Origin of the sequence: Streptomyces sp. NBC_00859, assembly GCF_045161865.1 — a bacterium.
In the GTDB taxonomy this organism is placed as follows: Bacteria; Actinomycetota; Actinomycetes; order Streptomycetales; family Streptomycetaceae; genus Streptomyces.
Genome location: NZ_CP108826.1, coordinates 1,887,941 through 1,910,260 on the forward strand (window position 1 = coordinate 1,887,941; position 22,320 = coordinate 1,910,260).

At 69.5% G+C, this 22,320-nt stretch carries 18 protein-coding genes and 1 pseudogene; 4 read left to right on the forward strand and 15 right to left on the reverse strand.

The genetic code is table 11. The annotated features are described in order from the left end of the window. Positions 1–58 precede the first annotated feature (58 nt). The gene (locus OG584_RS07730; RefSeq protein WP_405776376.1) at positions 59–1,306 is read left to right on the forward strand and encodes a citrate/2-methylcitrate synthase; all 1,248 of its coding nucleotides are present in this window, start codon (positions 59–61) and stop codon (positions 1,304–1,306) included. Between the two features lie 70 nt (positions 1,307–1,376). Here the strand turns inward: OG584_RS07730 and OG584_RS07735 are convergent. From OG584_RS07735 to OG584_RS07760, 6 genes and pseudogenes are all read right to left on the reverse strand, one after another. Then, a pseudogene (locus OG584_RS07735) lies at positions 1,377–3,092 on the reverse strand (glycosyl hydrolase family 28-related protein); the annotation flags it as partial. 199 nt (positions 3,093–3,291) lie between these two features. Then, a complete protein-coding gene (locus OG584_RS07740) occupies positions 3,292–4,881 on the reverse strand; it encodes a glycoside hydrolase family 13 protein (protein ID WP_405776378.1) in 1,590 nt (529 codons plus the stop codon). A gap of 111 nt (positions 4,882–4,992) precedes the next feature. Continuing rightward, on the reverse strand, positions 4,993–5,868 hold the full coding sequence (locus tag OG584_RS07745) for a carbohydrate ABC transporter permease (RefSeq protein ID WP_405776380.1): 876 nt from the start codon (positions 5,866–5,868) through the stop codon (positions 4,993–4,995). A 17-nt stretch (positions 5,869–5,885) separates the two neighbouring features. After that, entirely contained in the window at positions 5,886–6,842 is a 957-nt protein-coding gene (locus tag OG584_RS07750; protein WP_405776382.1) for a carbohydrate ABC transporter permease, read from the reverse strand. Between the two features lie 80 nt (positions 6,843–6,922). Further along, the gene (locus OG584_RS07755; protein ID WP_405776384.1) at positions 6,923–8,338 is read right to left on the reverse strand and encodes an extracellular solute-binding protein; all 1,416 of its coding nucleotides are present in this window, start codon (positions 8,336–8,338) and stop codon (positions 6,923–6,925) included. A gap of 126 nt (positions 8,339–8,464) precedes the next feature. Continuing rightward, entirely contained in the window at positions 8,465–9,481 is a 1,017-nt protein-coding gene (locus tag OG584_RS07760; protein WP_405776386.1) for a LacI family DNA-binding transcriptional regulator, read from the reverse strand. A gap of 88 nt (positions 9,482–9,569) precedes the next feature. Here OG584_RS07760 and OG584_RS07765 point away from each other — a divergent pair, with 88 nt between their 5' ends. Together OG584_RS07765 and OG584_RS07770 are read left to right on the forward strand one after the other, a co-directional pair. Further along, positions 9,570–11,204, forward strand: a complete 1,635-nt coding sequence (locus tag OG584_RS07765; RefSeq protein WP_405776388.1) for an ATP-binding protein — start codon at positions 9,570–9,572, stop codon at positions 11,202–11,204. Positions 11,205–11,452: 248 nt separating this feature from the next. Then, entirely contained in the window at positions 11,453–12,004 is a 552-nt protein-coding gene (locus tag OG584_RS07770) for a GNAT family N-acetyltransferase (protein WP_405776390.1), read from the forward strand. A 362-nt stretch (positions 12,005–12,366) separates the two neighbouring features. Here the strand turns inward: OG584_RS07770 and OG584_RS07775 are convergent, their stop codons facing one another. The 4 genes from OG584_RS07775 to OG584_RS07790 all read right to left on the reverse strand — a co-directional run bounded on the left by OG584_RS07775 (position 12,367) and on the right by OG584_RS07790 (position 16,869). Then, positions 12,367–13,449, reverse strand: coding sequence for an NAD-dependent epimerase/dehydratase family protein (locus OG584_RS07775; protein ID WP_405776392.1), 1,083 nt, complete (start codon positions 13,447–13,449; stop codon positions 12,367–12,369). A gap of 398 nt (positions 13,450–13,847) precedes the next feature. Further along, entirely contained in the window at positions 13,848–14,879 is a 1,032-nt protein-coding gene (locus OG584_RS07780) for an ABC transporter substrate-binding protein (protein WP_405776394.1), read from the reverse strand. Positions 14,880–15,119: 240 nt separating this feature from the next. Beyond that, positions 15,120–16,064: an ABC transporter permease gene (locus OG584_RS07785; protein WP_405776396.1), complete on the reverse strand. Its 945-nt coding sequence runs from the start codon at positions 16,062–16,064 to the stop codon at positions 15,120–15,122. Continuing rightward, a complete protein-coding gene (locus OG584_RS07790; protein ID WP_405776398.1) occupies positions 16,054–16,869 on the reverse strand; it encodes an ABC transporter ATP-binding protein in 816 nt (271 codons plus the stop codon). The genes OG584_RS07785 and OG584_RS07790 overlap by 11 nt, the downstream gene beginning before the upstream one ends. A 144-nt stretch (positions 16,870–17,013) precedes the next feature. On the opposite strand from OG584_RS07790, the gene OG584_RS07795 reads away from it, so the two are divergent. After that, a complete protein-coding gene (locus OG584_RS07795; RefSeq protein ID WP_405776400.1) occupies positions 17,014–17,736 on the forward strand; it encodes a response regulator in 723 nt (240 codons plus the stop codon). Here the strand turns inward: OG584_RS07795 and OG584_RS07800 are convergent. The 5 genes from OG584_RS07800 to OG584_RS07820 all read right to left on the reverse strand — a co-directional run bounded on the left by OG584_RS07800 (position 17,710) and on the right by OG584_RS07820 (position 22,229). Next, positions 17,710–19,302 (reverse strand): cation acetate symporter, encoded by a 1,593-nt coding sequence (locus tag OG584_RS07800; RefSeq protein WP_405783923.1) that lies wholly within the window; start codon positions 19,300–19,302, stop codon positions 17,710–17,712. The genes OG584_RS07795 and OG584_RS07800 overlap by 27 nt on opposite strands. Positions 19,303–19,313: 11 nt before the next feature. Continuing rightward, complete coding sequence (locus tag OG584_RS07805) at positions 19,314–19,784, reverse strand: DUF485 domain-containing protein (protein WP_405776402.1); 471 nt, start codon at positions 19,782–19,784, stop codon at positions 19,314–19,316. A gap of 98 nt (positions 19,785–19,882) precedes the next feature. Further along, positions 19,883–20,566, reverse strand: coding sequence for a response regulator (locus OG584_RS07810; RefSeq protein ID WP_405776404.1), 684 nt, complete (start codon positions 20,564–20,566; stop codon positions 19,883–19,885). Then, positions 20,563–21,711: a sensor histidine kinase gene (locus tag OG584_RS07815; protein ID WP_405776406.1), complete on the reverse strand. Its 1,149-nt coding sequence runs from the start codon at positions 21,709–21,711 to the stop codon at positions 20,563–20,565. The genes OG584_RS07810 and OG584_RS07815 overlap by 4 nt, the downstream gene beginning before the upstream one ends. Next, a complete protein-coding gene (locus OG584_RS07820) occupies positions 21,708–22,229 on the reverse strand; it encodes a DUF1453 domain-containing protein (protein WP_405776408.1) in 522 nt (173 codons plus the stop codon). The genes OG584_RS07815 and OG584_RS07820 overlap by 4 nt, the downstream gene beginning before the upstream one ends. Positions 22,230–22,320 lie beyond the last annotated feature (91 nt).

Genomic DNA, 22,320 nt, shown 5'->3' on the forward strand with positions numbered 1-22,320 from the left:
CATGCTTGACTATTATCCTGTCAATGTTGATTGAATCAATGTAGATACGGTGAACCACATGAGCGATCAACCAGCGGCAGCGGAACCCGGGCGGCTGACCACGAGGGAGGCGGCCGGCCGGCTCGGGGTGAAGCCGGAGACCGTGTACGCGTACGTCAGCCGCGGCCAGCTCAGCAGCCGCCGCGCGCCGGGCGGCCGGGGCAGCACCTTCGACGCCGCCGAAGTCGAGGCGCTCGCCGCACGCGGCGCCCGGCGGGAGCCACCGCTATCCGGAAGCGACCTCGCCTTCCGTACCGGTGTGACGCTGATCGACCCGGACGCCGGCCACTACTACTTCCGGGGCGTGGACGCCACCGAGCTGGCCGGCCGGTACGGGTACGAGGAGGTCGCCGAATGGCTGTGGACCGGGACGCTCCGCCCCGGTGTGCGGTTCACCGCTCCCCCGGAGGCGCTGGAGGCGGGGCGGCGGGCGGCCGGGGCGCTCCCCGTGCACAGCACGGCGATGGACCGGCTGCGGGCGGCGGCTGTCGCGGCCTCGGCGGCCGACCCCCTGCGTTTCGATCTCTCGCCGGACGCCGTGCTGAGGACGGCGCGCGCTCTGATCCCCGCACTGGTGGGCTCACTGCCCGCCGAGGGCGCCCGGGACGCGGACGCGGATCGGCTGGCCCAGCGGCTCTGGCGCCGGCTCACCGCGCACGAACCCGACGAGGGCTCACTGGCGGTCCTCGAAGCGGCACTTGTCCTGCTCATCGACCACGACCTCGCGGCTTCCACGCTGGCGACCCGTGTCGCGGCTTCCGCGCGCGCCCATCCGTACGCGGTCGTCTCCGCGGGGCTCGGCGCCCTGGAGGGCCCTCTGCACGGCGCCGCAAGCGGACTGGCCCACCGGATGCTGGCCGAAGTACTGGAGCGGGGCGGGGCGGCCCCGGTCGTCGCCGATCATCTGCGTTCCGGGCGGCGGGTACCGGGGCTCGGCCACCGGCTCTACCGGGGTGAGGACCCCCGCGCCGGAGCCCTGTTCGCACTGCTCGACCGGGTACCGGCGGCCGGCCCCGCGCTCGCGGCCGCCCGCGACGTGGTGGCGACGACGGCCCGCCACACCGATCTGTACGCCAATGTCGACCTGGCGCTCGCCGTGCTCTCGGTGGCCTCGGGGATGCGGGCCGAGGCGGGCGAGGCGCTGTTCGCCGTGGCCAGGACGGCGGGCTGGATCGCGCATGCGCTGGAGGAGTACGCGGAACGGCCGCTGCGCTTGCGGCCGAGGGGCCAGTACACCGGCCCGCAACCGGCACAGCCACTGCCGTGAGCCGCACCGGTGTTCCCGCCCGGATCCGGGCGGGAACACCTCGCGAGTGGGAGACGTACGGTCAGGAAACGGGACCTGCCGTGCCCGGCTGCGGCCAGGCCGAGCAGTCGGACCAGAGGCTGGACCAGCCCGTGTTGCCGCCGCCGTCGGTGACGGTGAAGGTGCCGCTGCCGGCCGGGTAGGGGCAGTTGTAGACGCCGGCCCGGCCGACTCCGGTCGCGGTGACATCGCGGAACGTCGCGGCGCCAGGTGTCTCGGCCTGCACCGCCACTGTTCCGACCTTGTTCAGCGTGGCGCCGTCGACCGTCACGTTCCTGATCTCCTTGCCCGTACCGCCGCCCGACACGAACTCGAAGGCGCTGTAGGGGCTGTCGGTGATCGTGGTGTCCGTGATGCCGACGGTGGCCGCGATCTCACTGTCGTACGAGTCGACCCGCAGCGCACCCATCGGATGGCCCCAGTTCGGATTGACGGCGCCGGTGCGGACGAGCGTGTTCCCCGCGATGGTGATGGTCCCGCCGAGCGGGAAGAACGGATCGGCGAACTTCTGGTTGGAGATCGCGATGCCGCTGCCCAGCGCGTTGGTGTCGGATATCAGGTTGCCCCTGACCGTGATGTCGCTGCCGCCGTAGACGGCGATGCCGTTGGCCAGGTTGGGCTGCGAAATGGTGTTGTCCGCGAAGGTGTCGGAGCTGTTGGTGGCGTTGAGCGCCCACATGGCGAGCGCGTCGTCGCCGTTGTTGCGGAGGAAGTTGTTCCGGACCTGCACGCCGTGGGCCGCGCCGTTGAGGTTCAGCCCGTCGGCCGTAGTGTCCTGGATCCGGTTGTTCTCCACGACGAGATCGTCGTTGTTCCCCGTCAGCCAGAGGCCGGCCTTCATGTGCTGGATCCACATTCCGGACACGGACGAGCCGGGGCCGAGCGAACCGTTGACGAAGTTGTCGGGGCTGGAGTCGACGCGCTCGGTGACCTCGCCGAAGACCGCGAAGTCGTGCAGGCCGACCTTGCCGGCCGGAGCGGCGGACTGGTTGATGAAGCTGGAGCTGTGCACCACCGAGTACCAGTTGCCGGCTCCGAGGATCGTCACGTCGTCGACACCGCTGAGCGCCGAAGTGAGCCGGTAGTCGCCCGGCGGGATCCAGACCGTACCGCCCTTCGCGGCTCTGATGGCGTCGCGGAACGCCTGAGTGGAGTCGCCGGCGCCGGTCGGGTCGGCGCCCTTGCCGGTGACCGAGACGGAACCGGCGGGCTGGGCGGCGGCAGCCGCCACCTGCTGGAAATCGGCGACGTCGACGGTGGTGCGGACGGTCGCCTCCAGTTTGACCTTCGCACCCGCCGGCACCGTACGGCCCAGCAGCATCCGGGCGTTGTCGAAGAGGTGGTGGGTCTTGGAGCCCACGATCCACGGCGTGTCCACGTACGAGTACTTGGAGGTGACGGGCAGCGTGCCGGTGAGCTTCTCGCCGTCGACATAGACGTTCAGCGAACCCGACTGCCCGTCGGGAACGTTGTACGAGACGTTCACCGCGTTGGCCGCCTCCGGCAGGGTGAACTCCACGGACCGACCGGCGTCGAGGCTCACGGCCTGCCGCCCGGAGGCCTCCGAAGCGAGTGTCCCCTGGGTGTAGTCGGGGCCGATCCTTGTGCCGTCGGTGGTGGCGCTCTCCGCTTCGACCGAGGTGAACGGGAGAGACGCGCCGGCCGTGGCCGCCGCATGTGCCGTGGGGGCCATGAGCACGAGGCTCGTCGCGGAGACCGCTGCGGCCGTGGACAGCGCGAGTGACATGCGCCTGACATGTTGCTTCATGTGGGGGTCCTGCACCTTCCTGCAAGTGGGGGGATGCCATGCGCGGCGAGGGGGACGGGGGCCGCTTTCGCGGTCGCGCGCCCCGGTCGCCGCAGGCTGTGTCGTTCTCGGGGTGCTCAGCGCAGCGGGCGGCTCCGGCGGGGTGGCGGAAGAGGGGTACGGCGGTCCGGCGGCGGGGTCAGGCCCGCAGCCAGACCGCCGTGTCCTGCGGGAGGTGTCCCGCGCCGTCCAGAGGACCGCTGGCCAGCAGGACGTGCGAGTGACCGGGGAGCACGGCGGGCTCCGGGCCGAGGTTGACGACGCAGACCAGCCCGTCGGACCGGGCGAACGCCAGGACGTCCTCGGCTGCGGGCAGCCAGCTCAGCGGCCCGTCCCCGAAACCGGCCTCCGTGCGGCGCAGCCCGAGCGCCGCACGGTACAGCCGGAGCATCGACCCCGGGTCCGCCGACTGCAGCTCGGCCGCGTAGCCGGTCCAGTACACCGGCTGCGGGAGCCAGGGCTCGGCGGCGGGCGGCACGGCGGTCCAGGGCAGCGGCACCCGGCAGCCGTCACGTCCCGGGTCGCTGCCGCCGGAACGGAAGTACATCGGGTCCTGGATCCGGTCCAGCGGGATCTCCACCTCGGGAAGCCCCAGCTCCTCGCCCTGGTAGAGGTAGACGGACCCGGGCAGCGCCAGCGAGAGCAGCGCCGCGGCACGGGCTCTGCGGGCGCCCAGCTCCAGATCCGTGGGGGTGCCGAAGGCCTTGGCCGCGAAGTCGAACCCGGTCTCCTGACGGCCGTACCGGGTGACCGTGCGGGTCACGTCGTGGTTGCACAGCACCCAGGTCGCCGGAGCGCCGACGGGCGCGTGTTCGGCCAGGGTCTCCTCGACCGCGGTGCGGAGCCGGGCGGCGTCCCACGGGCAGCTCAGAAAGCTGAAGTTGAAGGCGGTGTGCAGCTCGTCCGGGCGCAGATAGCGCGCGAAGCGCTCCGAGTCCGGCAGCCAGACCTCGCCGATGAAGACACCGCCGTACTCGTCGGCGACGGCCCGCCACGAGCGGTAGATGTCGTGGATCTCGTCCTGGTCGATGTAGGGGTGGGGGTCACGCCCCTCGACGAAGTCGGGCAGCCCGTCCGCCTTGGTGAGCAGCGCGGCCGAGTCGATCCGGACACCCGCGACACCGCGGTCGAACCAGAAGCGCAGTACGTTCTCGTGCTCCTTTCGCACCACGGGGTGAGCCCAGTTGAGGTCGGGCTGCTCGGGGGCGAAGAGATGGAGGTACCACTCGCCGTCGTCGACGCGGGTCCAGGTGGAGCCGGCGAACTGGGACGGCCAGTCGTTGGGAGCGAGTTCGCCGTGCTCGCCGCGCCCCGGACGGAAGTGGAAGAGTTCACGTTCGGGGCTGCCGGGGCCCGCGGCGAGCGCCGCTTTGAACCAGGCGTGCTGGTCGGAGACATGGTTGGGCACGATGTCGACGATGGTGCGGATCCCCAGCCCGCGCGCCTCGGCGATGAGCTTCTCGGCCTCACCGAGAGTGCCGAAGGCCGGGTCGATGCTGCGGTAGTCGGCCACGTCGTAGCCGCCGTCCGCGAGCGGCGACAGATACCAGGGCGTGAACCAGAGAGCGTCCACACCCAGTTCGGCGAGGTAGGGCAGTTTGCCGCGCACACCCGCCAGATCGCCGGTGCCGTCACCGTCCGCGTCGGCGAAACTGCGTACGTACACCTGGTAGATGGCGGCGGAACGCCACCAGTCATCAGTGGCCTCGGGCGGAGGGATGGCTGCCACGTGACGGTCCTTTCGGGCAGGTGGGACTCCACCGCCGGCCCCGGACAGCGGGGCGCCGGGAGGGGGGCAGGCGGCGGAGCGCGAAGGGATGAGGAGGTCCTGCGGCGGTGGTCAGCCCTTCAGGCTGCCCGCGGTCAGACCGCTCATGATGTTGCGCTGGAAGATCAGGAAGATGATCAGTGTCGGGGCCGAGGCCATGGCAAGTGCGGCGATGAGCCAGTTCTCGGGCACTCCCTGGGCGAGGGAGTAGATACCGACGTTGAGGGTCTGCTTGTTGGGGTCGGGCAGGGTGAGCATCGGCCAGAGGAAGTCCTTCCAGACACCGACGATCGCGAAGATCGAGACGACTCCCAGAATGGGCCGGGAGATGGGCAGCACCACGGAGCGCAGCGTGCGCAGCGGTGAGGCCCCGTCGATGGAGGCGGCGTCCAGGAGTTCCCGCGGGATCGAGTCGAAGAACCGCTTCAGCAGGAAGATGTTGAAAGCGTTGGTCACCGAGGGAAGCCAGATCACCCAGGGCGAGTTGAGCAGGTTGCGCTGGAATATCGGCACGTCGAGCACGGTGAGGTACTGCGGTACGACGAGCACGGTGGCCGGGATCATCAGGGTCGCCAGCATCATCCCGAGGATGGCCTTGCCGAAGACCGGCCTGAGCTTGGAGAGCGAGTAGGCGGCGGCGACGTCGAGGACCAGCTGGAAGGCGAGCGCCCCGAAGGCGTAGTAGAGCGTGTTGAGGAGCAGCTTGGACAGCTGCATCACGTTCCAGGCCTTGGAGTAGTTGTCCGGGTGGAGGCTCTTGGGGAAGGCGGTGGGCGGGGACTGGGCTATCTCCTGCGCGGTCTTGAGTCCGCCGGTCACCATCCAGTACAGCGGCCCGAGGAAGACCAGCGTGAAGAGGAGCACGACCAGGGTGAGGACGCCCCAGTAGACGGCCTTCCCGCGGGGTCTGCCCAGCTGGGCGGGTGAGATCAGAGTGCGCTCTGCCATCGTCGTACTCCTGCTCCCTAGCTCTCGCTGTCACGGCTGAGCCGGACGTACGCCGCCGAGAATCCGGCGAGCAGTACGAGCAGGACCAGGCCGAGTGCGGCGGCGCCGCCGTAGTTGTTGAAGTTGAAGGCGTACTGGTAGATGAGGTAGACGACGGTGGTCGTCGAGCCTTCCGGCCCTGCCCCGTTGGTCAGCAGGAACGGCTCGGTGAAGACCTGCATCGTGGCGATGATCTGCATCAGCAGAAGCAGCGAGAGGATCAGCCGGGTCTGAGGGACCGTCACATGCCAGATCTTCCGCAGGAGCCCGGCGCCGTCCAGCTCGGCCGCCTCGTACAGCTCGCCGGGTATGCCCTGGAGGGCGGCGAGGTAGATCAGCGTCGCTCCGCCCATGTTCATCCAGGTCGAGGCGATGACCACGGAGAGCATCGAGGTGCTGGTCGACTGGAGCCACTGCTGTTCGGGCAGGTGCAGGAAGTGCAGGATGCCGTTGAAGAGCCCGTATCCGGGGTCGTAGAAGTACTTGAACAGCAGGACGGAGGCGACCGGCGGCAGCATCACGGGAAGGTAGACCAGCAGGCGCAAGTAGCCCTGGGCGTGCCGGAATTCGTTGATCACGATCGCGATGACGAACGGCACCAGGAAGCCGAGCACCAGGGCCAGCCCGGTGAACAGCAGGGTGTTGCGCCACGCCTGCCAGAAGGCCGGGTCGTGGAAGACGTAGTCCAGGTTGTCCAGGCCGACCCACGTGGTTCTGCCGGACTTGTTCTTCTGGAAGGCCAGGAGGAACTCCCTGACCATCGGGTACCACGAGAAGAACGCGAAGCAGAGCACAGCGCCGATCAGGAAGCCGTGTGCCGAGAGGTTGCGCCGCAGGTTGCGGACGAGGATTTCGCGGCGGGCCGCCGGTGGCGGGCCTTCGTACTGCGGCGGAGGCACGGGCATGCTGCTCGTGGACAGGGTGGGGGCCGACATCGTCTCTCCTTGGCGCCGGGTCTCGGGCTGGGCGGGGCCGGGACCTCCCGGCCCCGGCCCGCACGGTGCAGTTTCCGGGGCTAGTTCGCCAGGACCTGGTTGACCTGCTGCTCAGCGGTGGAGAGCAGCGAGTCGATGTTGGCGTTCTTGTTGGTCAGCACTCCGGACATCGCGTTGTCGAGGACCTTGTAGATCTCCTGCGCCTTCGCCGGCTCGGCCTTGCCCTTGACGGGGTTGTCCATGAAGGGCCGGAAGTTCTCCACCGGCATGGTCGCGTTGTCGGTCCGGGACCGGAGGTCCTTCGCCTTGGTGTCCCCGGTCCAGAAGTTCGGCTGCGGGAGGCCCACCGGCAGCTTGTCGGACTTGGAGCGCGCCCACTCGAACTGCCCCTTGCCGGGGGTGAGCGTCTTGAAGTTGACCCAGGCGATGGCTGCCTTGATCTTGTCCGGTGAACTGCCCTGCTTGATCATGTAGTCGTTGCCGCCGAAGAGCGTGGCCCGCCCGCCGGGGATCGGCCCCATGCCGTAGTCCTTGTACGTGGCACCGAGCTGCTGGACCATGTAGGTGAGGTCGTCCGGGGCCGCGAGGAACATCCCGAGCTTGTCCGTGGAGATCTGCTTCTGCAGATCGCCCCACTTGAGCAGCTGCGTCTTGCCCATGCTGTCGTCGTCCCAGCGCATGGCCTTGAGATTCGCCAGCACCTGTTTGCCTTCGGCGTTGTTGAACGCCGCCTTCTTACCGTCCGGGGTGACGACGTCGCCGCCGAGGCCGTACATCTCAGCGGTGAAGTGCCAGCCGCCCTGGTTGGTCGCGCTGTAGTCGCCGTAGCCCGCTATGCCGTTCCCGAGGCCCGCGATGGCCTTGGCGTCCTTGCGGACCTCCTCCCAGGTGGTCGGCGGCTTGTTCGGGTCGAGCCCGGCCTGCTTGAAGAGCTTGCGGTTGATCATCAAGCCCATCGTGTAGTTGCTGGTGGGCAGGCCGTAGGTCTTGCCGTCCCGCTTCAGGACGTTCATCACGTCGGGGTCGATACTGCTCAGCGCGGGGACGGTCTTCGCGTTCACGTACGCCGAGATGTCGGCGGCGCCGCCGTTGTCCAGCACCTGCTGGAGGTCGGTGAAGTACGTGTAGAAGACGTCCGGCTGCGACTTCCCCTTGAGCGCGGCGGTGAAGCGCGTGGGCTCCTCGCACTGGCCGGGCGTGGACTTACCGTCGATCGTGACGTTCGGGTACTGCTTGTTGAAGGTCTTGATGTCCTCCTTCCACTCGCGCAGCTCGGCCGCCTTCGCGGCCGGCGGCATACAGTCCATGGTCAGCGTGACCTTGGTCTTCGGGTCGAGTGGAGCGGACGGGTCCGAACTGCCGCCACCTGATCCCTTGTTGCTGTCGTCGCTGCTGCTGCTGGTGCCGCAGGCGGCCAGTGCGGTCAGAGCGAGCGCGGAGACAAGGGCAGCCGCCGCGGTACGGCGGTGGGTCGGGCGGAACCAGGTGCTTCTCATCGGTGGTCCCCTTGTGGGCAAGAGCGCTGGAAGCCCACAGCTGGCGTCGCTGTGGGGCGGCGCAAACTCAACCACCCACAACGGCTCTCCGCAAGATGTCGCGCAGATTCCGCAAATTTTCGACAGCTAGCGGGACCCGTCTCGCGAGACTTGCGCGGTCGAACCGCGCACCACCAGTTCGGGCTCGAAGAGCAGCTCGTCGGACGGGACCGTATGACCTCCGATCTGCACGGACAACAGCTCGACCGCGGCACGCCCCATCGCCTCGATGGGCTGGCGGACCGTGGTCAGCGGCGGGTCCGTGCAGTTCATGAAGGCCGAGTCGTCATAGCCGACGATCGAGACGTCCCCGGGCACCGAGAGGCCCCGGCGCCGGGCGGCACGCACCGCTCCGAGGGCGAGGGGGTCGCTCGCACAGATGACTCCGGTGACCCCCTGGTCCAGCAGCCTGGTCGCCGCGGCCTGGCCGCCCTCCAGCGAGAACATCGCCCGCACGACCCGCTCGTCCGGGAGCTCGGCGCCGAACTCCGCCGCGATCGCCCGCGCGGCGTCCAGCTTGCGCATCGAGGGGACGTGGTCGCCCGGCCCGAGCACCAGACCGATCCGCTCGTGACCGAGGGACGCCAGATGCCGCCAGGCCTGGTCGATAGCGACCGCGTCGTCGCAGGAGACACCGGGGAATCCGAGGTCCGGGAGGGTCGCGTTGATCAGCACAACCGGAATCCTGCGGTCCGAGAGCGCCTTGTAGTGGTCGTGCGGAGCGTCGAGCTGATAGAGACCGCCGGCGAAGACCACTCCGGAGACCTGCTGCTCCAGCAGGAGTTCCACGTAGTCGGCCTCGGAGACCCCGCCCTTGGTCTGGGTACAGAGCACGGGCGTCAGGCCCTGTTGCGCGAGGGCCCCTCCGACCACTTCGGCGAAGGCCGGGAAGATGGGGTTCTGCAGCTCCGGGAGCACCAGGCCCACCAGCCGGGCCCGCTCGCCCCGCAGTTGCGTGGGGCGTTCGTACCCGAGCACGTCGAGGGCGGACAGCACCGCCTGCCGCGTGGCCTCCGAGACACCGGGCCTGCCGTTGAGTACCCGGCTGACCGTGGCCTCACTGACCCCAACCTTCTGTGCCACCTGTGCAAGTCGTCGCGTCATACACGCAAGATTAGCGCAAAGACCGCAAGCGGTTTGCGTAGCCTTGGGAGCTTCCGGTGGTTCCTCCGGCCCTCTACCGTTCTGCCACATGAACTCCGGACAGCCCTGGAAACATCGCATCGGCCTGCCCCGGCGGGTGTTCTCCCAGGTGCTGCTGATGCAACTGGCCATCGCCGGCGGGGTGCTCGTCCTTGCTGTCGGTCTCTTCCTGCGCCCCCTCGGCGCGCAGCTCGACGACCAGGCCATGCGGCGGGCCCTCGCGATCGCCGAGACTACCGCGTCGCCCCGGCTCGCAGCGGAGCTCCTCGCCTCTCGGCCGACGCCCGAAGGACCCGTGCAGGCCGAGGCCGAACGCATCCGGCGGGCGACCGGCGCCGAGTACATCGTGGTCATGGACGTACAGGGCGTCCGGTGGTCGCACACCACCCGCTCCGAGATCGGTCAGCCCGTCTCCACCAGCGCCGAGCAGCCCCTGGCCGGCCACGAGGTCATGCAGATCGACAGCGGCACCCTCGGCCGCTCCGCCCGCGGCAAGGTCCCGCTGCGCGACAGCCGCCGCCGGATCGTCGGTGCGGTGTCGGTCGGCATCAGATACGACAGCGTGCGCGGACATCTGCTCGCGATGATCCCCGGGCTTCTCGCGTACGCCGGCGGCGCACTGGCCGCGGGGGCGCCGGCCGCGTATCTGATCTCCCGCAGGCTCCGGAGGCAGACGCACGATCTTGCGTTCTCCGACATCGCGGCGCTGCTGGCCGAGCGTGAGGCGATGCTGCACGGCATCCGGGAGGGCGTCGTCGCGCTGGACGGTGACGGCCGGATACGGCTCATGAACGACGAGGCCCAGCGCTTGCTGGATCTCGGCCCCGAGATCATCGGGCTCCCTCTCACCGACGCGCTGGGTGAGGGCCGTACCACCGATGTACTGGCCGGCCTCGTCACGGGCGAGGACCTGCTGGCGGTACGCGGCCCCCGCGTCCTGGTCGCCAACCGGATGCCGACGGACGACGGCGGCGCCGTGGCCACCCTCCGCGACCGGACCGAACTGGAACAGCTGGGCCGTGAACTCGACTCCACCCGCGGGCTGATAGACGCCCTGCGCGCCCAGGACCACGAACACGCCAACCGGATGCACACGCTCCTGGGCCTGCTGGAACTGGAGATGCACGACGAGGCGGCGGAGTTCATCACCGAGGTGGTGGGGGTGCACCGCACGACTGCCGAACAGGTCACCGAGAAGATCCACGACCCGCTGCTGGCCGCTCTGCTGGTCGGCAAGGCCACGGTGGCCGCCGAGCGCGGGGTCACCCTGCGCGTCACCCCCGAAACCCTGCTGCCCGACCGGCTGGTCGACCCGCAGGGCCTGGTGACGATCGTGGGCAATCTGGTCGACAACGCCCTGGACGCGGTGTCCGGTTCGGCCGGCGCCCAGGTGGAAGTCTCGCTGGGCACCGATGGCCATACGGCCGTCCTGCGCGTCTGCGACAGCGGCGCGGGGATACCCGAGGAGCAGCGTGAGCTGATCTTCACCGAGGGCTGGTCGACCAAGAAGCCCCCGGCACACGGGAAACGTGGTCTGGGGCTGCCGCTGGTGCGCAGGCTCGCCGAGCGGCAGGGCGGCAGCGCCCGGGTCGCCACCGGCACGGAGGGCGGCGCCCAGTTCACCGTCGTGCTCCCGGAGGCGCTGACCGGCCGGCGGCCGGAGACCTGGGAACCGGCGGGATGAGCCGGGAGCGGCGGGCCGGCCGCACCGGGAGGGGGCCCGCCGGTCCGGCGGGGACTTCCCGGCCTGACGCCTCGTCCGGCTCGGGCGGGCGCCGGGTGTTGAGGGGCGGGGTGCAGCCAGTACTCCGTGCGCCCGCCCTGCTGTCCGGCTGCCGGCCGTGCGCCGGTCTCGCCGGCTGGAATCAGCGGGCCCGACAGCTCGTCCCTTGGGATCATCGAGCGGTACCGGCCCAGAAGGAGAGGCACACGATGTCGACACGGTTGCGGACAGCAGGCCCCGGCGACGCCGAAGAGGTAGCTCTGCTGCACGCCGAGAGCTGGCGTCGGCACTACCGCGGCGCCTACGCCGATGCGTTCCTGGACGGCGACATCCTCACCGACAGGTTGTCCGTCTGGTCGTCGCGGCTCGCCGCCCCCGTCCACAGCACGACGATCGTCGCCGAGGATCACACCGGGCTCGCGGGCTTCGTGCACGTCGTCTTCGACCACGATGACCGGTGGGGCAGCCTCATCGACAATCTGCACGTCGCCCACGACCGTCGGCGCACCGGTGTGGGCTCCGTTCTTCTGGCCCGCGCAGGCGAGACCATCACCGAAAGGGCGACCGCCAGGTCCACGTACCTCTGGGTACTGGAACAGAACATTTCCGCCCAGCGGTTCTACCGGGGCGCGGGCGGAATCTGCGCTGGAAAAGCGCCGGTTTCTTCCCCCGGCGGCGTACCGTCCCGGCTGAACGGGGCCCCCGAGAAGCTCCGCTTCACCTGGCCCCACACCGTCGCACCGGCTAGGCCGTGTCCGTAAAGTCGCGCCTGGCATGCGACGCCCGATACGCACTCCCGCCGCATCGGGCAACGACGCGACTTCGCGGACACGGCCGAGCGCCACCAGCCGCTGCCCCCTCCGTCCTCGGCTCCTTCTTCGGCCTCATCGGAATTCCGGTCGTGCTGTTCCCGCTTCCCGACGAAGGCTTCGGCCTCCAGGCAGCCAAGCCCGACGGCGATCCGGCCGGCGCCCCGTGTGTCCGGCGCAACGCCCGCGGCGCCACCGTCCGTACGGCGACGGCGCCGGCCGGCATCGCCCCGGTCCTCGGCCGTACGCCCAGCACGTCACCACCCCTCAGGGCTTCTACGGCCGGGCCGCGACACGTCGGCCCCAACCCCAGGTCACGGTCGTCGGCGCTCCCCTGCCCCGGTGCCACTGTCGGTCTGCGGATCCGGGCCTCCGGCCGACCGTGTGTCCGCGGCCTTCAGCAGGGCCTGCTCACGCTCGGGCGTGATGCCCTTGGCCTCCCGGCCCGTGCGAGCCTCGCCGAACGCCTCTTCAAGACCACCGGGACTGAACAGCCAGGCGGCGGTGGACCGGATGGATTCCTCGACCGGGCGGCAGCGCAGGCCCGCGGCGACCGCCTTGGCCGAGCTGGCCTTCCAGACCGCGGCGGTCTCCCCTTCCAGCGGGGCCCACAGCGGGAGCTCGGCCCAGACACCGACCTCATGCCCGGTCAGGATCTCGTCGTCCACCCACTCCAGTTCCGCTCCGCCGCCGGTCTCGGCGACACAAGTGCCCAAGAAGCTGCCCCAGGTGGTGTTCGCGGGCGTGCCGCTGAGCACATAGGTACCGGCGTCCTCAGCTTCGATCCGGTCCAGACCGAAGACGGCGATGTCGCGCGCGTCGATCAGCTGCATCTCACGGTCGGGCGCGCCCGGAGCGACCATCCGGCCGCCTTGCGCGGCCCGGCGCAACCACCAGGTGAGCCGGCGCGCACGGTCGTGCGGTCCGATGACCAGGCCGGGTTCAAGGATCAGCGTGCGCCCCGGAAAGCCCTGCTCGACGGCCATCTCGCAGCCGGCCTTCAGCTTGCCGTAGCCGCCGTCCTCCGGTCCCGCGTCCACGGCGCCGTCATGACGGGGCGAGCTTTCGTCAACGGGCTCGGTGGGCCAGCCGGGGCGGGCGTTGACCGAGGAGATGAACAGGTACGTCGACGCGGACTTCGCCAGGGCTTCGACCGAGGCCGCCACCACACGGGGAACATAGCCGCATACATCCACGATCGCGTCCCATGGTCCCGCCTCCGCGAGCCGCCCCAGGTCCTCGTGGGACTCCCGGTCGCCGCGCACTACCTGCACGCCGTCCAGGTCGGCCTGGGTCCTGCCCCGGTTGAAGGTGGTCACCTCCCAACCGCGCCGCAGCCCTTCCTGGGCGAACGCCCGCCCGAGGAACACTGATCCACCGATCACCAGAAGTCTCATGCCGCCCAGCCTGCGCCCAGAACCTGACGGCGACGCAGGAGTACGCCGGAAGCATAGGAGTTGTGCCATCGGCGAACGTCCTTGCCGCGGCCCTGGCCACACGTGCCGCACATCCGGCGCACCGGCCATCAGCGCCCGGTGACTTGCCGATGCGCCGGCAGCTACCGCGCGTCGCCCTCATGGCAGCCTCGGGCCGGCGCCGAGGCTTCCATGAGGGCGGCCGGTCTTCGGCACACCGGCCGCCGACCGGGGGCAGAAGCCGCATCCGAACGCCGAACACGACGCCGTCCGCACTGACGACGCGCTGCGCGGCAGCCCGCGCGTCCTGGCCCCTCGCCGGACCCGGCTCCGACCGCGCCGCCTTCACCCACCGTGGCGGCCGGCGAGGGGCCCCGGTCTCAGCGGGCCTTCTTGGCGAACTCCGTGGTGTATGTCCTGGCCAGATCCACCGTGGCGTTCTTGAGGTTGGGATTGAAGGCCTTGAGTACCTTCTCCACCGTCTCGGGACCGTTGGCCGGCATCACTCCGTCCTTGGTGAACATCGGCAGTGTCGCCTTGATCGACTGGGCGTAGAGGCCCTTGCCGCCCTGTGCGTAGTCGGCAGGCATCTTCGCCGCGATCTCCTCGGGCGAGTGCGACGACATCCATTTCAGGGTCTTCACGAACGCGTTGGCCAGCTTCTGCACCGTCGGCTTGTGGCCGTCGACCCAGTCGGCGTCCATGTAGAGGCTGGACGAGGGGTAGGGGCCGCCCAGCGCCGCCTGCGAACCCTCGGGGGTGCGCATGTCGATGAGGACCTTGCCGAGTTTCTGGTCGAGGATGTTCGCGACCGTCGGGTCGGTCGTCATCCCGCCCTGCACGGACCCCTGCTTGAGCGCGGCGATGAACGTCTGCCCCGCGCCCACGGCCACGGGCGTGAAGTCGCTGCTCTGCACACCTCCACGGACCGCCAGGTACTTGGTGAGGAAGTCGGTGGACGAGCCGAGGCCCGTGACGCCCAGCTTCTTGCCCTTGAAGTCCTTGGGTCCCGTGAGGTCTCCGGAAGCCTTGTTCGAGACCACTTCGACCTCACCGGGCGCACGCGAGAGCTGCACGACGGACTCTATGTGCTTGCCCTTGGTCTGGAGATCGAGCGTGTGATCGTAGAAGCCGACGGTTCCCTGGACGTCCCCGGAGACCAGGGCGGTCTCCGCCTGTACGCCGGCGGGCTCGGTCAGGAGGGAGACGTCGAGGCCTTCGTCCTTGAAGTACCCGAGCTGCTGGGTGAGCATCGCGGGCAGATAGATGACCTTGTCCAGGCCGCCCACCATGATCTTGATCTTGTTGGCGTTCTTGCCCTCGCCCGGAGAGTCGCCGCCGCAGCCGGTGAGCGCGGTCAGCGCCAGCACACCGGTCACCGCGGCTGCCGACACTCTGCTGATGCTGCGCATGTTCATCACGTCCCTGTGATTGGTACCGAATGACGAAGGGCTCCGGAAACAAGCCCGGTTGTACGGACGGTTTGTACGGACGGTTTGTACGGACGGTGTCGCCCGGTGCCGCCGTGCACTGCTTGCGCGGTCCCGCGCGGCCGGGTTGCCCGGACCCGGTGGTACGGGCCCGACGGCAAGGGGTCCTGCGGCACGAAGCCCGGAACGCGGGGACGGACCCATCGGGTCGGTGTGCCGCCGTCAGCGTTCGCTGCCGGCTTCGACGGGCCGCCACCTGAACAGCCGCCGCTCGGCGAAGGTGAGCAACCCCTCGGTGAACAGCGCCACGATCGCGAGGATCGCCATCGCCGCGTACACACCGGCGGAGTTGAGGTTGCCCTGGGATGCGGAGACCAGCAGTCCGAGGCCCTTGGTCGCACCGATGTACTCGCCGACGATCGCGCCGATGAGGGCGAAGCCGAAGCTGACGTGCAGGCTGGTGAAGATCCAGGAGGTGGCGGACGGGATCACCACCTGGAAGGTGACACGCCGGTTGCTCGCGCCCAGGATCCGGGCGTTGGCGACCAGGTTGCGGTCGACCTCCCTGGCGCCCTGGAAGGCGTTGAAGAAGACCGGGAAGAAGACCAGCACTACGGCGGAGGCGACCTTCGAGGCCGGTCCGAGTCCGAACCAGATGAGGAAGATCGGCGCCAGCACGATACGCGGGATGGCGTTGAGGACCTTGATGTACGGGCCGAGGACGTCGGAGAGGAACCGGATACGGCCGAGGGTGATACCCAGGACCACACCGGCGATCACGCCGACGACCCAGCCGAGCAGCGTCTCGTACATCGTGTACCAGATCTGCTCCCAGAGGGATCCCTGAGCGGTGCCGTGCAGCGCCCACTCCCGGATCTGGTCCCAGATCTTGGACGGCATGGAGAAGTTGAAGGGGTCGATGACCTCGGTGCGCGCCAGGATCTCCCACAGCGCGACGACCACGATCAGCAGGAGCGCACGGCACACGTACACCACTGCGCGTCGGTTCCGTGCGGCCCGCCGGCGCTCCTCGGTCCGGCCCGTTCTCCTGTCGAGCGCGGCCAACGGGGCGTCGGGCGGCGCGGTGGGCCGGGAAGCCGCCCCGGAGGCGGTCGCGGTACCGCCGGTGGCACCCGTTTCCGGCGTGGGCTTGTTTTCAGGCGGCATCGGCTGCACCTCGCTCACGGGTGATGCGGACTTCCTCGCCGAGGGACGACCAGATCTCGCGGTAGATCTCGATGAACCGGGGTTCGAGCCGGACGGCCTCGACCTTCCGGGGCCTGGGCAGGTCGATCTCGAAGACCTGCTTGACGGTCGCGGGGCCTGCCGTCATCACCACCACCCGGTCGGCGAGAGCGATGGACTCCTCCAGGTCGTGGGTGACGAAGACCACCGAGGCGCCGGTGCCTGACCAGAGTTCGAGGAGTTCGTCGGACATCAGCGCCCTGGTCTGGACGTCGAGCGCGGAGAACGGCTCGTCCATCAGCAGGATCTCGGGGTCGTTGACGAAGGTCGCCGCGAGCGCGACCCGCTTGCGCTGCCCTCCGGAGAGCTGGTGCGGGTAGCGGTCCTCGAATGAGGCGAGGCCGACGCGGGCCAGCCATTCGCGGGCCTTCTCCCTGGCCTCGGGCTTCGGCACTCCGCGGAAGCGCGGACCCGCCATCACGTTGGACAGTACGGTCCGCCAGGGGAAGACGGCATCCTGCTGGAAGACGAATCCGACCTTGTCGCCGATGCCGCGGACCGGCTCACCGGCCACCAGCACCTCGCCCTCGGTGGGCTCCTCGAGTCCGCTGACCAGGGTCAGTGTGGTCGACTTGCCGCAACCCGTAGGGCCGACCACCGCGACGAATTCACCACGGGCGACGGTGAGGTCCAACTCCCGCACGGCGGTGTGCGGCACCCCTGACGGGGTGCGGAACACCTTGCTGGCGCCCCGCAGCTCAATGGCGGGGCTCGTGTCTGTGCTCATGGACCGGGACCGTAGGTGTGGCAGACACCACAGCGGCAGCCTTGTGGGCGCAAGGCAGTCTTCTGCCTGCAAGAGACTGTTGTGCTCGTTTTGCGCGCGCTACAACTACGTGGTTGCAACAACGCCTTAACAGAGAGCGGCCCGATGATTGATGTACTGGTGGTCGACGACGACTTCCGTGTCGCTGAGATCAACGCTGCGTACGTGGGGAAGGTTCCCGGATTCCGCGTCACGGCACGCGCGCACAGTGCCGCCCAGGCCATGGCCGCCCTGGAGCGCGAACGCGTCGATCTGGTCCTGCTCGACCACTATCTGCCGGACGGGACGGGGCTCTCGCTGGTGCGTCGTATGCGGGACGCGGGCCACCACACCGACGTGATCATGGTGACAGCCGCAGGCGACGTGGCGACCGTGCAGGCCGCCATGCGCCACGGCGCCCTGCACTACCTGGTCAAGCCGTTCACCTTTTCGGCACTGCGTTCCCGGCTGGACAGCTACGCGGCGCTGCGTCGCACCGTGAGCCGGGTCGGCGGCAGCGGGCAGTGCGCGGGGCAGGAGCAGGTCGACCGGATCTTCAGCGCACTGCGGACCGCAGGGCCCGCCGCCTCGTCGAGCCTGCCCAGCGGGCACTCCGTACCGACATCCGATCTGATCCGCGATGTCCTGAGCGGCGCCCGCCAGCCGCTGTCGGCGCACGAAGTGGCCGTGAGAACGGGACTGAGCCGCTCCACCGCCCAGCGCTACCTGCGCCAGCTGGAGCAGACGGGACGGCTCAGGCTGACCCTCAAGTACGGGGACACGGGCCGGCCCGAGCATCGCTACGCCTGGGCCGTGCCCGGTTCAGACAGCCCCGGCGCCGGTCAGTGACCGCACCTCCGTCTCGGCGTGCCGGGCGGCGTCCGGCGGCTCGGACGAGGTGACCGTACCGAGCCATCCCGCGATGAAGCCGAGGGGAATGGAGAGCAGCCCGGGATTCTCCAGGGGGAAGAACTGGAAGTCCACGCCGGGGAAGAGCGAGGTGGGACTCCCGGAGACGACGGGCGAGAGGATCACCAGCACGATCGCCGGGACAAGTCCTCCGTACACCGACCAGACCGCGCCGCGCGTGGTGAAGTTCCGCCAGAACAGCGAGAAGAGCAGCACGGGGAGATTGGCCGAAGCCGCGACAGCGAAGGCCAGCCCCACCAGGAACGCGACGTTCAGGTCCTTGGCCAGCAGGCTGAGCCCGATGGCCACGGCACCGATCCCGGCCGCCGCGACACGGGCGACGGCCACCTCGCTGCGCTGCTTGGCGCTCCGGCGTTTGAGGGTCGCATAGAGGTCGTGGGCCACGGAGGCCGACGAAGCGAGCGTGATGCCGGCGACGACCGCCAGGATGGTGGCGAACGCGACTGCGGCGACCACGGCGAAGAGCACCGTGCCCCCGGTGGAACCCGCTCCCCCGCCGACCTCCAGCGCGAGCAGCGGAACCGCGGTGTTCCCCGCGGGGTTCGACGCCCTCACCTCGTCGGAACCGACGAGCGCGGCCGCGCCGAAGCCGAGCACGATCGTCATCAGGTAGAAGCTCCCGATGAGCCCGATCGACCAGACAACGGAACGCCGGGCGGCACGTGCGGTGGGCACGGTGTAGAAGCGCGACAGGATGTGCGGCAGCCCGGCCGTGCCGAGGACCAGCGCGAGACCGAGGCTGATGAAGTCGATGCGTGAGGTCCAGTCACCGCCGTACTTGAGGCCGGGTGCCAGGAACTTCATGCCGTGGCCGCTGCGATGCGCAGCCGAGGTGAGCAGTTCGTTGAAGTTTCCGTGGAAGCGCACCAGAACGAGCACCGTGAGCAGCGTCGAACCCGCCATCAGCAGGACGGCCTTCACGATCTGGATCCAGGTGGTGGCCCGCATCCCGCCGAGCGTCACATAGATCACCATCAGCGCGCCGACCCCGATGACGGTCCAGGCCTGGGCCGCCCCGCCGTTCCCGCCCAGCAGGAGCGAGACGAGGCTTCCGGCGCCGACCATCTGCGCCACCAGGTAGAGCACGGACACGGTGACGGACGACGAACCCACCGCGATCCGGACAGGGTGCTCGCTCATCCGGGCCGCCACGACGTCGGCGAGCGTGAACCGGCCGCAGTTACGCACCAGTTCGGCCACCAGCAGCAGGACGACCAGCCACGCGACGAGGAAGCCGACCGAGTAGAGCATGCCGTCGTAGCCGAAGAGTGCGATCAGCCCGGAGATGCCGAGGAAGGACGCTGCCGACATGTAGTCACCGGCGATGGCGAATCCGTTCTCCATCGGCGAGAAGAGACGTCCGCCGACGTAGAACTCCTCTGCGGAACCATGCCGGTTTCGGCTCACCCAGGTGGTGATCGCAAGGGTGGCCGCGACGAATACGCCGAACAGCAGCAGCGCCAGAGTCTGGTGCTGCGTGGTGATCGTGTGGCTGCTCAACGGCTGATCCCCCGCGTCAATTCCTGTGTGTCCCAACGGAGATCGAGCGCCGGCCGGTCCCTGCGCAGCCGGGCATGGCGCGTATAGGCCCAGGTGAGCAGGAACGTGGAGAGGAACTGACCGAGTCCGGCCAGCATCGCCACATTCACTGCTCCGGCCACCGGGCGGGCCATGATCCCCGGTGCGGCCGTGGCCATGACGACGTACGCGATGTACCAGGCGAAGAAGGCGCACACAGCGGGGACGACGAACCTCCGGTAGCGGCTGCGCACTTCCTGAAAGGCCGCGCTGCTCTGAACTTCCAGATAGATGTCGGCCGCGCTGCGGCCGCGCCCCGGCGGCGCTTGCGCCGGTACGGCAGCAGGTGCACCCGTACCGTCCAACTCGCCCCAGCCAGAGGCCAACGCGTCGTACCACGGGTCGTCCAACCGCACCTCAGCGGCGCCGAGCCCATCGTCCTTCTCCACCGAACACCCTCTCCCTGCTGCGCGACCACTTCAGCCGCGTGCCCAAGGATGGGTACTTCGGGGAGCTTCCGAACCCTTATCGCCCCGTCTTCACCCCTTTAGGTGATGGACGCGCCCGGTGGCAGCGCAAGACCGTGCCGGTAGGCATACCGCACCGCCTGCGCCCGGTCGCGCAACCCGGTCTTGGCGAACAGATTGTTGATGTGCGTCTTCACCGTGGCCGGCGAAATGTGCAGCGCGCGGGAGATCTCCTGGTTGGAAAGGCCCTCGGCGATGAGGGCCAGGATCTCGGCCTCACGGGGGGTGAGGCCGTCGGGCAGCTCGTCTGCGGCCTGCCCGGCCGGTGCGGCCTGCACCGGGGACGCGGTGATCCGCTCCACGAGCAGCCGCTGCACGCTCGGCGAGAGCCCGGCCTGCCCTGCCATGACGTCCTCGATGGCCCGGACGATCTCCTCGCCGCCCGCGTCCTTGGTGAGATACCCCCGTGCCCCGGCCTGCAGGGCAGGGAAGAGCGAGTCGTCGTCGGAGAACGTCGTGAGGACGACGACCTGAGTGGACGGGTACTGCTCCCGGATGCGGCGAGTCGCCTCCACTCCGTCGCAACGGGGCATCCGCAGATCCATCAGGACCACGTCGGGGGCGTGTTCGCCGACGAGCGCGACCGCCTCGACACCGTCCCTCGCCGCTCCCACCACCTCGATCCCCGGCAGCAGTCCCAGCAGCATCACGATCCCCTCGCGCACGACGGACTGGTCGTCGGCCACCACCACCCGTGCCGTCATGCCGGCACCCTCAGCCGTACCAAGAAGCCCTCCTCGTCGGGTCCAGCATCGAGCGTCCCGCCGAGCAGCTCGGCACGCTCCCGCATTCCGACCAGACCGTATCCCGAGCCACTGACAGCGAGTTCGTCAACGGGCTGCCCGGGGCCGGAGTCCCTCACCTCCAGGCTGATTTCGTCCACCCGGTATTCCAGCAGCAGCCGGACATCGGCGCCCGGCGCGTGCTTGCGCACGTTCGTCATCGCCTCCTGCGCCACACGCCGCACCGCCTGAGAGGCCTCAGCGGGCAGCTGTCTGCGGTCCCCCGTCACCGTGAGCCGTGAGCTGCCCGCCATCTCCTCCAGGAACTCCTCGACCGGCGTCATCTCACCGCGCAGCGCCGAGAGCGCCTGCCTGGTCTCGGCGAGCCCCTCCCGGGCCATTCCGCGCGCCGCCACCACCCGCTCCAGGATCTGTTCCCGCCCCGCGTCACGCTCGATCAGCAACCGGGCCGCCTCCAGATGCACCATCTGCGCGGAGAGGCTGTGGGCGAGAACATCGTGGATCTCCCGGGCGATACGGGACCGCTCCGCCAGCGCTGCGGACTCGGCCTCGGCGACCCGGGCCGCCCGCTCCTGCACCAGCAGCCGCTGAGCGCTGCCTCTGGCCTCCGCGTCGAGCCGCAACACATATCCGGCGAGAGCCAGCCCGGCGGTGGTCACGGCGATCGTCAGCAGCTGGTCGGTGCTGACCAGGGCGTAGGCACCGAGCGCGGTTGCCGTACAGGGCAGGGCCGCCACGAGCGGCAACCGCTCCAGAGCGGTCACCGCGCAACCGCACCAGAGGACAGCGGCGGGTACGTGGAAGCCCGTCTGCTGTGCCAGGACAGCGACCCCCAGCAGTACCGCGAGCAGCGCCACCGAAGGCCACAGACGGTGTTCCAGGCTGGTCCGGTAGAAGGCCCAGGCCGCCCCGGCGCAGACGCCCAGACCGGACACCGTGGCGGCCAGCACCCAGGCGTCGTCGCCGATCCTCGTGAACATGTTCCACAGGAGCGCGCCCAGGGCGATGAGCCGCACGGTCCAGATGAGCGAGCGCCGCGCAGCGGTCAGGCCTGCACGGGAAAGGGCTTCCCTGGAGGGCCAGCTCGTCCAGGAGCCGGGCGTCATACGCGGTCCTTCCTTGCCCACCCGGGGGATCCGGCGGCAGAAACACCGTACGACGGGCGTATTCGCCCGGCCCGCCATGCGAGCACCCCGGACCGTACGAGCAGAGAGGCTGCCAGCGCGAGCAGCATCGCTCCGGTCCCCAGGCTCACTCCTGCCAGTGCACCCGCGCCCGCCACCCCGAACCGCACGATCAGCCCCACTGTCCAGACAGCGGCCGTGGCCTTGGTGCCCCGGGTCCAGACCGACCCGTCGGGCTCGTTCCACACCTTCGTGGTCCAGGCCCATCCAGCTCCCATGGCCAGCCCGGCCAGAAGCTCGGCACCGATCACCAGAACGGACAGTGCGGGGTGATGCGTGTCGAGCAGACCGTGCTGGCGCAGGGCGACGAAGACCAGGACGACGGGCAGGAGCCACCAGCGCCTGTCGTGATCCACCCGCTGCGGGCGGAACTGCCGCACGAGCACCAGAGCGACGACTGCGACAGCCACCGCGACATCGGTGAGCGTGGACCCTGACATGAGTGCCTCCGGCGAGCGGGGAAGGTTGACGCCTTCGACGCTACGGAAACGCGCGGGCCGGCAGATCGGCGCTGAGGTGGACCGTGGGTGG

Coding starts and splice junctions, on each gene's coding strand:
- OG584_RS07730 (WP_405776376.1), top strand. CDS start 59: ATGAGCGATCAACCAGCGGCAGCGGAACCCGGGCGGCTGACCACGAGG.
- OG584_RS07745 (WP_405776380.1), bottom strand. CDS start 5,868: ATGGCAGAGCGCACTCTGATCTCACCCGCCCAGCTGGGCAGACCCCGC.
- OG584_RS07750 (WP_405776382.1), bottom strand. CDS start 6,842: ATGTCGGCCCCCACCCTGTCCACGAGCAGCATGCCCGTGCCTCCGCCG.
- OG584_RS07755 (WP_405776384.1), bottom strand. CDS start 8,338: ATGAGAAGCACCTGGTTCCGCCCGACCCACCGCCGTACCGCGGCGGCT.
- OG584_RS07760 (WP_405776386.1), bottom strand. CDS start 9,481: ATGACGCGACGACTTGCACAGGTGGCACAGAAGGTTGGGGTCAGTGAG.
- OG584_RS07765 (WP_405776388.1), top strand. CDS start 9,570: ATGAACTCCGGACAGCCCTGGAAACATCGCATCGGCCTGCCCCGGCGG.
- OG584_RS07770 (WP_405776390.1), top strand. CDS start 11,453: ATGTCGACACGGTTGCGGACAGCAGGCCCCGGCGACGCCGAAGAGGTA.
- OG584_RS07775 (WP_405776392.1), bottom strand. CDS start 13,449: ATGAGACTTCTGGTGATCGGTGGATCAGTGTTCCTCGGGCGGGCGTTC.
- OG584_RS07780 (WP_405776394.1), bottom strand. CDS start 14,879: ATGCGCAGCATCAGCAGAGTGTCGGCAGCCGCGGTGACCGGTGTGCTG.
- OG584_RS07785 (WP_405776396.1), bottom strand. CDS start 16,064: ATGCCGCCTGAAAACAAGCCCACGCCGGAAACGGGTGCCACCGGCGGT.
- OG584_RS07790 (WP_405776398.1), bottom strand. CDS start 16,869: ATGAGCACAGACACGAGCCCCGCCATTGAGCTGCGGGGCGCCAGCAAG.
- OG584_RS07795 (WP_405776400.1), top strand. CDS start 17,014: ATGATTGATGTACTGGTGGTCGACGACGACTTCCGTGTCGCTGAGATC.
- OG584_RS07810 (WP_405776404.1), bottom strand. CDS start 20,566: ATGACGGCACGGGTGGTGGTGGCCGACGACCAGTCCGTCGTGCGCGAG.
- OG584_RS07815 (WP_405776406.1), bottom strand. CDS start 21,711: ATGACGCCCGGCTCCTGGACGAGCTGGCCCTCCAGGGAAGCCCTTTCC.
- OG584_RS07820 (WP_405776408.1), bottom strand. CDS start 22,229: ATGTCAGGGTCCACGCTCACCGATGTCGCGGTGGCTGTCGCAGTCGTC.